This window comes from Micromonospora sp., from assembly GCF_048594385.1.
Lineage (GTDB): Bacteria > Actinomycetota > Actinomycetes > Mycobacteriales > Micromonosporaceae > Micromonospora > Micromonospora wenchangensis.
The window spans coordinates 1-14,276 of sequence record NZ_JBMDWU010000458.1; the positions used below are offsets into that span (position 1 = coordinate 1).

13 protein-coding genes and 1 tRNA gene are annotated in these 14,276 nt (G+C 74.5%); 7 read left to right on the forward strand and 7 right to left on the reverse strand.

Going from position 1 to position 14,276, the window contains the following annotated elements:
• The coding region (locus tag ACOJTC_RS24975; RefSeq protein WP_420118720.1) for a class I tRNA ligase family protein at positions 1-405 on the reverse strand (405 nt) is incomplete at its 3' end.
• 143 nt (positions 406-548) lie between these two features.
• Between ACOJTC_RS24975 and ACOJTC_RS24980 the strand changes: the two genes are divergently transcribed.
• The gene (locus tag ACOJTC_RS24980; RefSeq protein WP_420118721.1) at positions 549-1,412 is read left to right on the forward strand and encodes a hypothetical protein; all 864 of its coding nucleotides are present in this window, start codon (positions 549-551) and stop codon (positions 1,410-1,412) included.
• Between the two features lie 13 nt (positions 1,413-1,425).
• Here ACOJTC_RS24980 and rsmI read toward each other — a convergent pair whose 3' ends face one another.
• Positions 1,426-2,265: a 16S rRNA (cytidine(1402)-2'-O)-methyltransferase gene (rsmI, locus tag ACOJTC_RS24985; protein WP_420118722.1), complete on the reverse strand. Its 840-nt coding sequence runs from the start codon at positions 2,263-2,265 to the stop codon at positions 1,426-1,428.
• Positions 2,266-2,357: 92 nt separating this feature from the next.
• On the opposite strand from rsmI, the gene ACOJTC_RS24990 reads away from it, so the two are divergent.
• The 6 genes from ACOJTC_RS24990 (at position 2,358) to ACOJTC_RS25015 (ending at position 9,697) form a co-directional block, all read left to right on the forward strand.
• Positions 2,358-4,154 carry a dolichyl-phosphate-mannose--protein mannosyltransferase gene (locus ACOJTC_RS24990; RefSeq protein WP_420118723.1) on the forward strand — a complete coding sequence of 599 codons (1,797 nt, stop codon included), beginning with the start codon at positions 2,358-2,360 and terminating at the stop codon, positions 4,152-4,154.
• A 583-nt stretch (positions 4,155-4,737) separates the two neighbouring features.
• On the forward strand, positions 4,738-6,018 hold the full coding sequence (locus tag ACOJTC_RS24995) for a VWA domain-containing protein (protein ID WP_420118724.1): 1,281 nt from the start codon (positions 4,738-4,740) through the stop codon (positions 6,016-6,018).
• Positions 6,018-6,797, forward strand: coding sequence for a peptidase (locus ACOJTC_RS25000; protein WP_357929237.1), 780 nt, complete (start codon positions 6,018-6,020; stop codon positions 6,795-6,797). Before ACOJTC_RS24995 ends, ACOJTC_RS25000 begins: the two co-directional genes overlap by 1 nt.
• 167 nt (positions 6,798-6,964) lie before the next feature.
• Positions 6,965-7,621 carry a 4'-phosphopantetheinyl transferase family protein gene (locus tag ACOJTC_RS25005; RefSeq protein ID WP_204927385.1) on the forward strand — a complete coding sequence of 219 codons (657 nt, stop codon included), beginning with the start codon at positions 6,965-6,967 and terminating at the stop codon, positions 7,619-7,621.
• 54 nt (positions 7,622-7,675) lie between these two features.
• Positions 7,676-8,674 carry a hypothetical protein gene (locus ACOJTC_RS25010; RefSeq protein ID WP_420118725.1) on the forward strand — a complete coding sequence of 333 codons (999 nt, stop codon included), beginning with the start codon at positions 7,676-7,678 and terminating at the stop codon, positions 8,672-8,674.
• Between the two features lie 147 nt (positions 8,675-8,821).
• The gene (locus ACOJTC_RS25015; RefSeq protein ID WP_420118726.1) at positions 8,822-9,697 is read left to right on the forward strand and encodes a S1 family peptidase; all 876 of its coding nucleotides are present in this window, start codon (positions 8,822-8,824) and stop codon (positions 9,695-9,697) included.
• 76 nt (positions 9,698-9,773) lie between these two features.
• On the opposite strand, the gene ACOJTC_RS25020 is transcribed toward ACOJTC_RS25015, so the two are convergent.
• The 5 genes from ACOJTC_RS25020 to ACOJTC_RS25040 all read right to left on the reverse strand — a co-directional run bounded on the left by ACOJTC_RS25020 (position 9,774) and on the right by ACOJTC_RS25040 (position 14,052).
• Positions 9,774-9,850: transfer RNA gene (locus tag ACOJTC_RS25020), tRNA-Ala, on the reverse strand.
• 235 nt (positions 9,851-10,085) lie between these two features.
• Positions 10,086-10,889, reverse strand: coding sequence for a hypothetical protein (locus ACOJTC_RS25025; protein ID WP_420118727.1), 804 nt, complete (start codon positions 10,887-10,889; stop codon positions 10,086-10,088).
• A gap of 178 nt (positions 10,890-11,067) precedes the next feature.
• A complete protein-coding gene (locus ACOJTC_RS25030) occupies positions 11,068-11,670 on the reverse strand; it encodes a GNAT family N-acetyltransferase (protein WP_204927525.1) in 603 nt (200 codons plus the stop codon).
• 91 nt (positions 11,671-11,761) lie between these two features.
• Positions 11,762-13,054: a gephyrin-like molybdotransferase Glp gene (gene glp, locus ACOJTC_RS25035; protein ID WP_204927381.1), complete on the reverse strand. Its 1,293-nt coding sequence runs from the start codon at positions 13,052-13,054 to the stop codon at positions 11,762-11,764.
• Positions 13,051-14,052, reverse strand: coding sequence for a UTP--glucose-1-phosphate uridylyltransferase (locus ACOJTC_RS25040; protein ID WP_357928963.1), 1,002 nt, complete (start codon positions 14,050-14,052; stop codon positions 13,051-13,053). The genes glp and ACOJTC_RS25040 overlap by 4 nt, the downstream gene beginning before the upstream one ends.
• Positions 14,053-14,276: the final 224 nt, after the last annotated feature.

Below are 14,276 nucleotides of genomic sequence, written 5' to 3' on the forward strand. Positions count from 1 at the left end.
GGGCAGGGTCCGCCCGGTGGACGGGGAGATCGCCCCGGTGGTGACCTTGGGGACGATGTAGCCGTTGCGGTGCAGCCCGGTGAACAGCTCCTGCACCACCGCGTAGTGGTTGCGGGTGGTGGTGCGGGTGAACAGGTCGTAGGACAGGCCCAGCGCCAGCAGGTCCTCGGCGATCACCCGGTTGTACCGGTCGGCCAGCTCGCGCGGGGTGACCCCCTCGGCGTCGGCCTGCACCTGGATCGGGGTGCCGTGCTCGTCGGTGCCGGAGACCATGAGCACGTCGTGACCGGCCATCCGCATGTACCGGGCGAAGACGTCGGAGGGTACGCCGAAGCCGGACACGTGGCCGATGTGGCGCGGACCGTTGGCGTAGGGCCAGGCGACCGCGGCGAGAACGTGACTCATGACCAGCAAGCCTAGTGACCCGGGTCGGCGGCCGGCGAACCAATAGGGTCACCGCGCCACGCCGACGTCGAATCGCCGTCGCCGGGAATTGCCCACCGACACGCGGAGTCAGCTCACGGACACCGACCGCCACCCGGTGTCCAATGGCTGACGTGACGGGCAGACGATCGGGGCACGACGAGTCGACGGCCGGCACCCGGCGACCACGCCCCGGCCCCGGGGACGCTCCGCCGGCACGCGGCTCGGCCGTCGCGCCGCAGCCACGCCCCGGCCCCGGCCCGGACGACGCGGCCGTGGAGGTCGAGCCGACCACGGGCGCGCCGGTCGACGCGGTGCCCCGGCGGGTGCCGGTCCGCCAGCCACGGGCCCTCCGGCGGGCCGGGGAGAAGCCGGACGACGACGGGTTCTTCTGGGCACCGATCGAACAGGTGCACTGGGACGGCACCCCGCTGCGCAAGGAACCGAAGCAGCGGCTGCGGACCCCGCGCCGACGTCGCCCCGCCCGTACCCCCGCTCCGCCGGACCCGATCCGGGGGCTCGCCGTGCTGCTGGCGTTGAGCCTGGTCGCGGCGTTCTTCGCCTGGGTGAGCGCGGGGCCGCTCTGGCTGGCCGTCGGGCACTCCACGGCCGGGACGGCGGTGGTCACCGACTGCTCGGGCGGTGGGCTGACCCAGCGCTGCCGGGGCATCTTCACCGCCGAAGCCGACCGGTTCCGCACCCACGGGGTACGGGTCAGCGGGGTGCCGGCCGAACGCACCGCCGCCGGCTCGACCCTGCCGGCGCGGGTGACCGGACCGGACGCGGACACCGCGTACGCCGACACCGGGGTGGGCCGGCACCTGCGCTGGCTGCTCGGCCTGCTGGCGGTGGCCGGCTGCGCGGCGGGGATCGTCAGGTGGACCGGGGCGACCCTGCTGGCCGACCCCCGGCAGCGCCGCTGGGCGACCGGCGGCGGCTACGCCGGACCGGTGCTGATCACCCTGGGTTTCCTGGTCGCCGCCTGGTGAGCGCCGGCCCTGCCTACCGGTGCACGACGGCGTAGACGTCCCGGCGGCGCAGCCCGTACCCGGTGGCGACGTCGCTGATCGCGTCCCGGCGGGACATCCCGGTGGCCTCCCGCTCGGCCACCTGGGCCCGCAGGGTGTCGTCGTCGGGGCGTTCGGCGGGGGCCTGCGGCGCTCCGGCGACGACGAGGGTGATCTCGCCGCGCGGTTCCTCCCGCGCGGCCCAGTCGGCCAACTCGCCGAGCGGCCGGCGGACGACCTCCTCGTAGGTCTTGGTCAGTTCCCGGCACAGCGCGGCCGGCCGGTCCGCGCCGAACGCGGCGGCCAGGTCGGTCAGCGCGGCGGCGATCCGGTGCGGGGCCTCGAAGAACACGAGGGTGCGGGGTTCGGTGGCGAGGGCACGCAGCCGGGCCCGCCGCCCGCCGGGCGAGCGGGGCAGGAAACCCTCGAAGCAGAACCGGTCGCAGGGCAGCCCGGACAGGGCCAGGGCGGTGGTGACGGCGCTCGGGCCGGGGGCCGAGGTGACCGGCACCCCGGCGTCGAGGGCGGCGGTGACCAGCCGGTAGCCGGGGTCGGAGACGCTGGGCATGCCGCCGTCGGTGACCAGCGCGACCAGGTAACCCTCCCGGAGCACGTCGACCAGTTCCGGGGTACGCCGTTCCTCGTTGCCCTCGAAGTAGGAGACGATCCGCCCGCCGACGGTGACGTCGAGGTCGCGGGCGAGCCGGGCGAGCCGGCGGGTGTCCTCGGCGGCGACCACGTCGGCGGTGGCGAGGACGTCGCGCAGCCGGGCGGACGCGTCGGCCGGGTTGCCCAGGGGCGCGCCGAGCAGAATCAGGCGCCCAATCTCGGACATTTCACCCACGTGGCGCGCTCCTTCATCGATACTCGTACCAATCTCGGGGACGACGGGCGCCACCGGGCACCTTCGCAGCCTACGATCGCCGGGTGACGAGTGCGTCGACAGCACAGAGTGCGAGCGCGGACCGGACCGACCCGGAGGCACCCCCTCCCGAGGGTGGAGGGGGCGGCGTGCCGGCGATCGTCCGGCGACGACTCGCCACCGTCGAGTCCCGGCTCGACGTGAACTCGTGGATCGCCACCGCCGTCGTGGTGACGATCGCCGCCGTCCTGCGGCTGCTCGGGCTCAGCAGCCCCAAGGGCAAGATCTTCGACGAGATCTACTACGCCCGTGACGGCTACGGCCTGATCGACAAGGGCGTCGAGTGGAACTACAAGGACAACGGCCCGTCGTACGTGGTCCACCCGCCGCTGGGCAAGTGGCTGATCGGGCTCGGCGAGTGGGCCTTCGGCTACCAGGACGCGGAGACCAACATCTCCGTGCCGGGCCACCTGATGACCACCGCCCCGGAGTTCGGCTGGCGGATCGCCTCGGCGGTCGCCGGCATCCTCACGGTGCTGATGATCACCCGCATCGCCCGCCGGCTGTTCCGCTCCACCACACTCGGCTGCGCCGCCGGCCTGCTGCTCGCCCTGGACGGCTTCCACCTGGTGCTCTCCCGCACCGCGCTGCTCGACATCTTCCTGCCGCTGTTCATCCTGGCCGCCTTCGGCGCGCTGGTGCTCGACCGGGACGCCCGCCGGCGGCGCTGGGCCCGCGCGCTCGACGCCGGCCTCGACCCGACCGCAGCCGGCCGGGCCGGTCGCCCCGCCGGTGGCTGGCGGAACTGGCCCTGGTGGCGGCTGCTCGCCGGGGTGCTGCTCGGCTGCGCATGCGCGGTGAAGTGGAGCGCGATCTGGTTCGTGCCGGCCTTCGGGCTGCTGGTCCTGTTCTGGGAGGTCGGCCTGCGCCGGTCGGTCGGGGTCCGCCGGCCGTGGCGCGACGCGCTCCTGGACGAGCTGCCCTGGCTGGTGCTCGCCGGGCTGCTGGTGGTCGGCACCTACCTGGCCACCTGGTCCGGGTGGCTGCTCTCCGACCAGGGTTACTACCGGATCGCGTCCCGGTACCCGAACGTGCCGGGGCTCAGCGACACCCCCGTCATCGGCGCGCTGACCAACCTGTTCCAGTACCACAAGGCGGCGTTCGAGTTCCACACCGGCCTGGAAACCGCACACAAGTACCAGTCGTGGCCCTGGCAGTGGTTGCTGCTCGGCCGGCCGGTGGCGTTCCACTGGTCCGGCGACGGCGCGTGCGGCGCACCCACCTGCGCGTCGGAGATCCTGCTGCTGGGCACACCGCTGCTCTGGTGGTCGTTCCTGCCGGCCCTGGCCGCCACGCTCTGGCTCGGCATCGCGCGCCGCGACTGGCGGGCCGGGGCGTTCCTGGTGGCCGTGGCCGCCGGACTGCTGCCCTGGTTCTGGTACGCCCTCGACGGCCGGACGATGTTCTCCTTCTACGCCGCCCCGGCACTGCCGTTCCTGGTGCTGAGCGTGGTGTACGTGCTCGGCGCGATCGCCACCCCCACCGTCGGAGAGCGCGCCACCCCGGCCGGTCGGGTCGGCACCGCACCGGACGATGCGGCGCGCGACGGCACGGGACCGGACGGCAGTCCACCGGACACCGGCGAGCCGGCCGAGCCGAAGGCCGTCGTGGTCGTCGCGGAGGCTGACGCGGCGGCGGCGGAACAGCTCGCCGACCGGCGACTGGTCGGCGGGGTCATCGTCGGCGCGTACGTGCTGCTGGTGGCGCTCTGTTTCGCCTACTTCTACCCGATCTTCGTGGGCAACATCCTGCCCTACGACGACTGGTCCGCCCGGATGTGGCTGGACGGCCGCTGGATCTGACCGGCCCCCGCACCCGCCGCCCGCCCCACCGTCCCTGCCGCCCGGGTTCCCAACCCCGTCGGCAGGAGCCGGTGGGGCGGACGTCTTTCCGGGCACCCCCGCCGTCGCGGCTCCCCAGTGGACGCGACGCGGGTTGCCGGCTCCGACCCGGGGCCGGGCAGGGGGAGCGGGAGCGGGAGCGACGCCGGCAGGGGCTCTCAGGGGGCCACGCTGACGGGGGCGGGGAGCCCGACCGTGGGCGGGGGATCGACGACGCCGGGAGGTGTCCCACGCGCGTGCCGGAACAAAAGGGCGCGCCCCGATCGCCTGCCACGGGGGAAGCGGGCGATTGGGGCGCGCAAGGAGAGCTTAACCACGTTGTGCCACCGGCACAACGGGTCGACTTGGGTCAGATTTCCGACCGATGCATCGCGCGGCAAATGGTTTACATCTAGCATCTAACGGACGGTCACGACCCTCGTCCGAACGACGGGCCGGGCGGTCGACCGAACACCCGGGGTGCCGGCTGGTCGATCCCGTCGTCGAGACTCCCACCGCCGCACCCCGGTGGGGCTCCACTATGGATCTCACTACACTTCGCCCGGTGATCAACACGAGACGACGATCGACGGCCGTCCTGATCGGAGTGTTGGCGGCGACCACGCTGACCGGCCCCGCACCCGCCCGCGCCGAAGGTGAGGAGCCCACCGAGCCGCCCAAGGTCGAGCTGGTGCTCGACGTGAGCGGTTCGATGCGGGCCAACGACATCGACGGACGCAGCCGGATCTCCGTCGCCCAGCAGGCGTTCAACGAGGTGGTCGACGCGCTGCCCGAGGAGACCCAGCTCGGCATCCGGGTGCTCGGCGCGACCTACCGGGGCAAGGACAAGAAGCAGGGCTGCCTGGACACCCAGCAGATCGTGCCGGTCGGTCCGGTGGACCGGACGGCGGCCAAGGCGGCCGTGGCGACGCTGCGCCCGACCGGCTTCACCCCGGTCGGGCTGGCCCTGCGCTCCGCCGCCAGGGACCTCGGCACCGGTACGACCGCCCGCCGGATCGTGCTGATCACCGACGGCGAGGACACCTGCGCCCCGCCCGACCCGTGCGAGGTGGCCCGGGAACTGGCCGCGCAGGGCACCAAGCTGGTGGTCGACACGCTCGGCCTGGCCCCGGACGAGAAGGTCCGCCGGCAACTGCTCTGCATCGCCACCGCCACCGGCGGCACCTACACGGCGGCACAGAGCGCCGACGAGCTGACCGGCCGGATCAAGCAGCTCGTCGAACGGGCGAAGGACACCTACACCGCCGCCCCGACCGTCGTCACCGGGCGGGGCGAGTGCGCGGACGCGCCACTGCTCGCCCCCGGCGTCTACGCCGACCGGGAGGCGTTCTCCGAGCACCGGTGGTACCGGGTGCCCGTCCGGCCGGGGCAGGAGCTGCGCGCGTCGGTCAGCGTGGCGCTCGACCGCCCGGTGAACCCCGACCACGCCGTGCTGCTGCGGGCCACCGCCACCGACGGGCGGGAACTGGTCCGGGGCGTCGACGCCGGCAGCGGCCGTACCGACGTCGTGTCGGCGGGGCTGCGCTGGTCGCAGACGGAGGACGGGGCGTCACCGAGCCCGTCGGCGACCGACACGCCGGTGCCGGCCACCACCGTCTGCCTGGTGGTCAGCAACGCCTTCGCGCCGCGTCCGGGAACCCGGGCCGAACCCGGCATGCCGATCGAGTTGACCATCGACGTGGTCGCCTCGTCACCCGCACCGACCGCACCGGACCTGGGGCGCGGCTGGGTGCTGCTGCTCCTGCTCACCCTGGCCGGCCTGCTCACCGGCCTGGTCGTCGGACTGCTCACCCGCTGGTGGGTGGCGACGTGGAGGACGAACTGATGCGTACCCCGATCATCCGGGGCGGCGCGGCGCTGGCCGCCGCCGGCCTGACCCTGCTCGCCGCCCCGGCCCCGGCCACGGCCGCGCCCACCCCCTCCCCCGGGGCCACCCCGGTCACCCGGGCCGGGACGTCGTTCCTGACCGCCACCGGCATCACGGCCGGCCAACCGGTCCGGGTCGACGCCTCCACCGGCGACTTCCTGTACTGGTCGTTCCCCGCCTCGGCCGGGCAACGGCACGAGATCGTTGCGACGGTGTCGCTGCCCAAGGCCCGCACCGGCGCGTCCACCTGGACGGTGGAGGTGTTCGACGGGCTGCGCCGCCGGCAGGCGTGCACGGCCGGGGCGCAGACCCCGACGGTCGCCGCCTCGGCGGGCAGCGTGGCACTGGGCTGCACGCTGCGCCAGGTGCGCTCCTGGGCGGAGCCGTGGTCGGCCGACCCGCTGCCGGGCACCTACTACGTCCGGCTGTCGGTGACCGACCTGCCCGAGGCCGACCTGGGGCAGCCGGTCGACGTCGAACTGCTGCTCGCAGCCGACGGCGAGGGTTCCCGCGACGACGGTGAGCTGAAGGCGCCGCTGGTGCCGAACACCCGGGCCGGTGCCGTGCTGACCGGCGACCCGGCGGCGGCCCCCGCCGAGGCCGACGACGACTGGTTCGACGGCGACTGGCTGCCCGCGCTCGGCTCACGCTGGGCGTGGAGCACCGTCGGTGGCGCGCTCGCCGCCGTCGCCGGGGTGGTCGGTTTCGCGCTGACCCGCCGGCCCCGCCGACCCTGACCCACCCGGTGCCCGGTCCCGTCGGGCGTGGCCGCCGCCGCGCCGGAGGGGACCGGGCCGCCACGGGACCCTGCCGTGTCGCCCGGTTGCGGTACGTTCACCAGCCATGGCCGTTGGTCCGCGCACCGGGCGGACCGGGCGTGGTCGTACCGGAAAGGGGTGGGTTCATGCGTGACCTGCTGCCGGCGGCCGTCTCGGTGGCGGTCGCCGGGACCGCCGACTGGGTCGGTGAGCTGCTCCCGGAGGAACGGGCCGGGCTGGGCGAGCGGGCGGTGGAGCGCCGACGGCGGGACTTCACCGCCGGTCGGGTCTGTGCCCGACGGGCGATGACCGCCCTCGGCCTGGCACCCACGCCGGTCCCCTCCGCGCCGAGCCGGGCACCGGTCTGGCCGGCTGGGTTGGTCGGCACCATCACCCACACCCGGGACTACTGCGCCGCCGCGGTCGCCCGCAGCAGCGACCTGCGCGCGGTCGGCATGGACGCCGAACGGCAGCGCGACCTCGACCCGGGGGTACACCGGATGATCCTGCACCCCGAGGAGAAGGACCGGCTGGCCCGGCTCCCCGGCGGGGTGAGCTGGCCGATCGTGGTGTTCAGCGCCAAGGAGACCGTCTACAAGGTCTGGCATCCGGTGGTGGGCTCCTGGTTGGACTTCCTGGACGCCACCGTCGACCTGGACCCGGACGCGGGGGTCTTCACCGCCCGGATCGCCCCGGCCCGGGTGTCGGCGGCCACCGTGGCGGACCCGCCCACCGTGGTCACCGGTCGGTTCGCGGTCGAGGACGACCTGGTCCGCACCGCGGCCGTGCTGCACCTGCCCTGACCCGTTGCCGCCACCCCGCCTTCCCCGAGTGCCGACCGTCGAACGAGGAGTACGGTGAACCAGCCCCAGCCCCCCTACGGGCCCCAGGACCCGCACCAGCCGCCCCCCGGGGCTCCGCCGCCGTTCCCGCCGGCACCCGGGCAGTACTACCCGGTCGACCCGACCGCACCGCCGCCCCCGGTCCCCGACCCGTCCGCCCCCCCGACGCCGGCCGCGCCGCCGCCGGTCTCGGGGGCCCCGCAGCCGGCGGCCGAGCCCGGGGGCACGCCGCCGGTCTCCGGTGCGGGCTACCCGCCGGTGTCGGGCGCGGGCTACCCGCCGGTCTCCGGTGGCGGCTATCCGCCACCGCCCGGCGGGGGTTACCCGCCGCCCGGCGGGGGATATCCGCCACCGCCCGGTGGGCCCGGTTATCCGTTGGGTCCGGCGAAGCCGGCCGGTTCGTCGACCAAGAACGTCTGGATCGTCGTCGGCCTGGTGGTCGCCTTGGTGGCGCTGCTCTGCTGCGGCGGCATCATCGCCCTGGTGGTCGCCGGCGGCAGGCAGGCCGACGACGCGGCCCGGGAGTACCGGCCCTCGGTGCCCACCCCCGGTGTCACGGCGGCGCCGGGGCTGCCCGGTGACCCGCCGTCGGCGGCGCCGTCGTCCACCGACCAGGCGTTCAACCTCAGGGCCGGCCAGACGCTGGTGATCAGCGACGACGACGGCACCATCGAGATCACCCTGCGGAGCTTCAGCACCTCGACGAAGGGCTGCCGCTCGTTCGCGCCGCCGCCCAACAAGGGCATGTACCTGATCGCCGACGTCACCGCCACGGTGACCAAGGGCACCTCGTCGATCAACCCGTTCTACTTCCAGTGGGTGGCCGACGACGGGACCACGGTGAACGGCCTGGCCGGCGCGTTCTCCGGCTGCGGTGGCGACCTGCTCGACTCGGGCAGCGGCATCCCGGCCGGCAGCAAGCGTGCCGGCTCCGTGGTGTTCGACGTGGCCGACAAGAACGGCGTGGTCGAGTACCAGCACAAGTTCAAGGCGGCCGGTTCCTGGAAGCCCTGATCACCGATCTGTCCGACGGGCCGGCCCCTGGCAGGGGGCCGGCCCGTCGGCGTCGCGGGGCCGGGATCGTTGCCGTGTCTTGAATCGGGTCCGGCACCGGCGGATGCTTGACGCATCGACCCACAGCGATCGATTTGGAGGTGGGGGATGCGTCGTCTCTCGCTCGTCGCCCTGACCCTGGCCGTCACCCTGCTGCCGGCGACCCCGGCCGCCGCGTATACCGGCGTCGACCACCAGGCTGCCGCCCACCCCGGCGTCAGCGGCCCACCCGTCCCGGCGGGGCTGGCACAGGTGCGCACCGTCGGCACCGCGTGGGGCCCGGACCCGACGACCGGGCGGCCGACGCTCACCGTCGACGACACCGTCGCGCCGGAGCAGCTACGCGCGCTGCGCGCCCTCGCCGCACGGGAAGGCGCGGACGTGCGCCGTGAACCCGGCCGGCTGCGCCTGCTCATCGCCGGTGGGCAGAGCATCTACGGTGGCGGTGCCAAGTGCTCACTGGGCGCGAACGTGCACAGCGGCAGCACGTACTACTTCCTCACCGCCGGCCACTGCACCGCCACCGCCACCACCTGGTACGCCGACAGCGGTCAGACGACCGCGCTGGGCACCCGGACCGGCAGCAGCTTCCCGGTCAACGACTACGGCCTGGTCCGCTACACCGGCAGGGTCAGCCACCCGAGCGCCGTCTACACGTATCCGGGGCTGCTCACCCTCAACGGCGTCGGCACCGCGTACGTCGGGCAGGCCGTCTGCCGCAGCGGTTCCACCACCGGCGTGCGGTGCGGCACCGTCACCGCCCTCAACCAGACGGTCAACTATGCCGAGGGCAGCGTGTCCGGGCTGATCCGCACCAACATCTGCGCCGAGCCGGGCGACAGCGGCGGCCCGCTCTACGTCGCCGCGACCGGGGTGATCATCGGCATCCTCTCCGGCGGCAGCGGCAACTGCACCAGCGGGGGCAGCACCTACTACCAGCCGGTCGCCGAGATCCTGGCCGCCTACGGCGTCACCCTCCCCTGAGCGGCCCCGTCGACCCGGGATACATGATCAAGGGCGGGCCCCCTGCTCGGAGACCCACCCTTGATCATGAACTTCCTGGTGGAGCTGTGGGGATTCGAACCCCAGACCCCCTCGATGCGAACGAGGTGCGCTACCAGACTGCGCCACAGCCCCTCCGCCGGTGGACCGGCTTCGGTCCCACCCGGCTTTCACCGGGCGGGCCGGCACCAAGACTAACAGCCCACCCGCCTCCCGGGCGAATCACCCCTCCCGCCACGCCCCCCGGCGGTCCGCCCGCGACCGTGGGCCCAGGTAGCGGCATCCGACCGCCCGGAAGCCGCTGTTCCGGCCCCGGCGAGTCGATCACCGGGACGCCCGGTCGATCACCGGGGCAGTGGCCCGGGTGGGGTCAGCGGGGGTCGCGGCCGGACTGGTAGGGGCGGCCACGCAGGCCGCCGGAGCGGCGGTAGGACACCGAGCCGCCCCCGCTGGCCGCAGCCGGCAGGCCGGTCGGCCGGTCCAGGCCCATCGCGGTACGGCGTACCGCCTCGCGTTGCGCGGCGAGACGGCGCTGCGCCTCCCGGCGGGCCGCCGCCCGACGGGCCTGCTCCCGGCGCACCTCGGCCTGCCGGGCGGCCAGCCAGGCGGCCTCCCGGGCCCGGATCCGCCGCCGCCGACGCTCGGCCAGCGCCCGCCGCCGCAGGTGTACGACGTACACCACGAGCAGGGTGGCGGTGACCGAGAAACTGATCCAGAAGCCGGGGCTGACCACGACCACGCCGACCAGCTCGACGAAGTTGAGCAGCAGCAGCGCGGCGAGCACCCGACGCCGCCGGTAGACGGCCGGGGTGTGGTGCCGGGGCGGACGGCGGCGGGCCTGCCGGGCGGTGGGCGGCACGGCCCGCAGGCGACCCGACCGACGCTTGGCGGGCGGGGCGGCGCGGCGGGCCGGCGGCGCGGAGACGGGGACACCGAGGTTCCCGGTGGCGGCGTCCTCGGCCAGGGTGACCACGAGCGCGCGGGGCTGGTTGACCGGCCGCCGCCCGGGGACAGTACGACGCCGCCGGCGGCGCTGGAGCACCCGCGCCGTCGACTGCGCCCGCTCCGCCACCAGCCGCTCGGTGGCGTCGTACCGGCGGACCAGCGCCGGCGCGAGGGCGAGCAGACCGGCGGCGGCGAGGACGGCGAGGAGCACCGAGGTCGGCACCCTCACCCCTCCCGTCACCGAATTCGGGGCAACCGCCGTTCGACAGCAGGATCTTCCCCGAAATCTCGCCCTGGGCGCAGATCCTGCGGCCGGGCAGCGCTTGCCGCAGCTTGCAGTTACTTGAGGTTACGGGCCGCCGACCGGGATGCCGACACGCCGCGCCGCATCCCACGCGTGGGACGATTCACCCGGCGTCGTGACGCATCCGGTGCCAGCGGGCCAGCAGACCACCCTCGGCGGCCACCTCCTCGCTGGTCATCGCGTATCCGATGTGGTCACGCCAGGCACCGTCGATATGCATGTAGCGGACGTGGTACGCCTCCTCGCGGAAGCCCAGCTTCTCCACCACCCGCCGGGACGGCTTGTTCTCCGGCCGGATGTTCACCTCGACCCGGTGCAGTCCACCCGCGCCGAACGCGTGGTCGACGGCGAGCGCCATCGCGGTGGGGATCACCCCGCGCCCGGCCACCCGGGAGTCCACCCAGTAGCCGACGTACCCGGAGCAGAACGCCCGCCGGACGATGTTGCCCACGTTCAGGTGCCCCACCAGCTGCTCCCGGCCGTCCTCACGCAGGCAGACCGCGAACGGCATCCCCTCGCCGGTACGCGCCGAGCGCCGCTGGTCGGCGTGCACGTAACGGAACGCGGCAGGCGAGTTCGTCTCGTCCCAGTTGCCCGGCAGATGCGACTCCCAGGGTGCCAGCCAGGCCCGGTTCGCCCGGCGCACCGACGACCAGGCGCCGGCGTCGGATCGGCGGTACGGCCGCAGCACCACCGGACCGTCCATCAGCACCACCGGCCATCCCGGTGCCCGCCCGAACCAGCTCACCGCGCCGACCTCCCGTCCGCCACCGGGGCGTCGGCACGCCCGGGCCGGCTCACCGCCGCCGGTCCAGCAGCAGCACGTCCACGGTGGAGCCGGCCGCCGCGGTGGTCACCCGCTCGCCGAGCACCATCAGGCCGTTCGCCTCGGCCAGCCCGGACAGGGTGTACGGCCCACCGCTGAGCGGCTGCACCGTGTAGCCCCCGCCGCGCCGCTCGGCCACGTGCGCGGGCCGGAACTCCCGCAGCCCGCCGGGCGACGAGATGGTCTCCAGCAGGTGCGCCCGCACGCTCGGCCGGAACACCGGCTCCGCGCCGGCCAGCAGCTGGATCGCCGGCCGGGCCAGCACCTCGAAACCGATCAACGCCGCACCGGGCTCACCGGGAAGACACACCACCGGCACCTCCTCGGCGCCGACGGTACCGAACCCGAGGGCCGTGCCGGGGTACAGCGCCACATCGGTGAACGTCACCGGCCCGGCCCGGCCGCCCTCCCGACGGGACAGGATCCGCCGGACCATGTCGCCGGGGCCGGTGCCGGTGCCGCCGGTGGTGATGATCAGATCGGCCCGCAGGGTCTGGTCCTCCAGCAGGCCGCGCAGCCCCTCCGGGTCGTCGTCGCAGATCCCCACCCGGTACGCCAACGCGCCCACCTCGGCGGCGGCGGCGGTCAACGCGTGCGAGTTGGCGTCCACCACCTGACCGGGCTGGCTGCCCCGGCCCACGTCGACGAGTTCGTCACCGGTGGCCACGATGACCACCCGGGGGCTGGGCCGGACCACCACGTGCCCGATGCCGGTGGCGGCGAACACGGCCACCAACGCCGGGGCGACGTAGGTGCCGGCGCGGGCGAGGACGGTGCCGGCGGGCAGTTCCTCACCGGCGCGGCGGACGCCGTACCCCCGCTTGGGGGTACGGAAGATCTCCACCGCGGCCATGCCCTGGTCGGTCCACTCCACCGGCACCACCACGTCGGCGGCGATCGGCATGGGCGCACCGGCGGCCACCGAGAAGCACGAGCCGGGGGTGAGCCGGACCGGCCGCCAACTCGCCGCCCCCAGGTCACCGACCACGTTGAGGCGTACCGGACGGCCCGGCCCCTGCGTGGGGACCGGGCCGTACCCGACGAGGTCCTCCCAGCGCGCGGCGTACCCGTCCACCGCCGCCTGGTCGAAGGCGGGGAACGAGTGCGGGGCGACGACGTCCGAGGCGAGGACGTTGCCGTACGCCTGGGTGAGGTCGAGGTCGAGTGGAGGCAGCGCGCGCAACCTGCGCAGCACGCTGCCCAGGTAGTCGGCGAGCGGCGTCAACTCGTTCGCGGCCGCCTCGGCGTCGGCCGTCGAGGTCATGTACCGGAGCCGCCCGCCGCGTCGCGTACCCCGTTGAGGACCGCCGCCGTGACCGTCTCGTCGCCGTTGTTGACGAACTCGGTCAGCCACGCGCGGAACTCGGTGCCGAGGTCCTCCCGCTCGGCGGCGATCTGCACGACTGTCTGGAGGTAGCCCAGCGGCATGCCGGTGTCGTAGCGGGTGCCCCGGTAGACGATCGCGTGCACCGGCACCCCCTCGCTACGCAGCAGTTCCATCGCGTCGGTCAGCTGGATCTCCCCGCCGCTGCCCGGTTCGGTACGCCGGATCGCGTCGAAGATCCGCCCCGGCAGGACGTACCGGCCGAGGACGGCCAGGTTGCTCGGGGCGTCCTGCGGCTGGGGCTTCTCCACCATGCCGGTGACCTTCACGACCTCGCCGATGTCGGTCAGCTCGGCCTCGGCCGGGGCGACCGAGGCGATGCCGTACCGCTTGGTCTCGGCCGGGTCGACCTCGAAGAAGGCCAGCACCACCCCGCCGGTGCGGGCCTGGAGCTCCAACATGGCCGGCAGCAGCGGCTCGGACGGCTTGACGAACTCGTCGCCGAGGAGCACCGCGAAGGGCTGGTCGCCGACGTGCGACTCGGCGTAGCCGACGGCGTGGCCGAGACCGAGCTGCTCCGGTTGGCGGCAGGTGTAGATCTCGGCCAGCTCGCTGGGGCGCTTGACCGCGGCGAGCCGGTCCGCGTCGCCCTTGGCCTCCAGCCGGGCCTCCAGGTCGGGGCGACGGTCGAAGTGGTCCACCATCGACGTCTTGCCCCGGCCGGTGATCAGCAGCACGTCACCGATGCCGGCCTGGGCGGCCTCCTCGACGATGTACTGGAGCACCGGGCGGTCGATCACCGGTAGCAGCTCCTTGGGCACCGCCTTCGTGGCCGGCAGGAACCGGGTGGCCAGGCCGGCGGCCGGGATCACGGCCTTGACCGCGCGGGCGCGACCGGTCGCGGCGGTCGTTGAGGGGTTCGCTGAGTGCTCCGACATGCCGCGAGACTATCGGCCACGGCTCTGCCGCGGCGGGTGAGGACCGGAAGACGCGCCGCCCGGCTGCGTCACACCGGGAGCGCCGACGGCGTGCCGACCCGTCGACCCGTCGACCGGCAGGCCGGTCGGCAGGTCGTCGACGGGAGCCCGGGCGGCGGGCGGCCGGCGGGCGGGTGGCTCGTCGATGGAGGGCGGGTCGGTGGGAGGCGGGTCGGTGGGAGGGC

Excerpts from the sequence above, each read along its gene's own strand:
- ACOJTC_RS24980 (WP_420118721.1), top strand. The coding sequence starts at position 549 with ATGGCTGACGTGACGGGCAGACGATCGGGGCACGACGAGTCGACGGCC.
- rsmI (WP_420118722.1), bottom strand. The coding sequence starts at position 2,265 with ATGTCCGAGATTGGGCGCCTGATTCTGCTCGGCGCGCCCCTGGGCAAC.
- ACOJTC_RS25000 (WP_357929237.1), top strand. The coding sequence starts at position 6,018 with ATGCGTACCCCGATCATCCGGGGCGGCGCGGCGCTGGCCGCCGCCGGC.
- ACOJTC_RS25005 (WP_204927385.1), top strand. The coding sequence starts at position 6,965 with ATGCGTGACCTGCTGCCGGCGGCCGTCTCGGTGGCGGTCGCCGGGACC.
- ACOJTC_RS25015 (WP_420118726.1), top strand. The coding sequence starts at position 8,822 with ATGCGTCGTCTCTCGCTCGTCGCCCTGACCCTGGCCGTCACCCTGCTG.
- ACOJTC_RS25030 (WP_204927525.1), bottom strand. The coding sequence starts at position 11,670 with ATGGACGGTCCGGTGGTGCTGCGGCCGTACCGCCGATCCGACGCCGGC.
- glp (WP_204927381.1), bottom strand. The coding sequence starts at position 13,054 with ATGACCTCGACGGCCGACGCCGAGGCGGCCGCGAACGAGTTGACGCCG.
- ACOJTC_RS25040 (WP_357928963.1), bottom strand. The coding sequence starts at position 14,052 with ATGTCGGAGCACTCAGCGAACCCCTCAACGACCGCCGCGACCGGTCGC.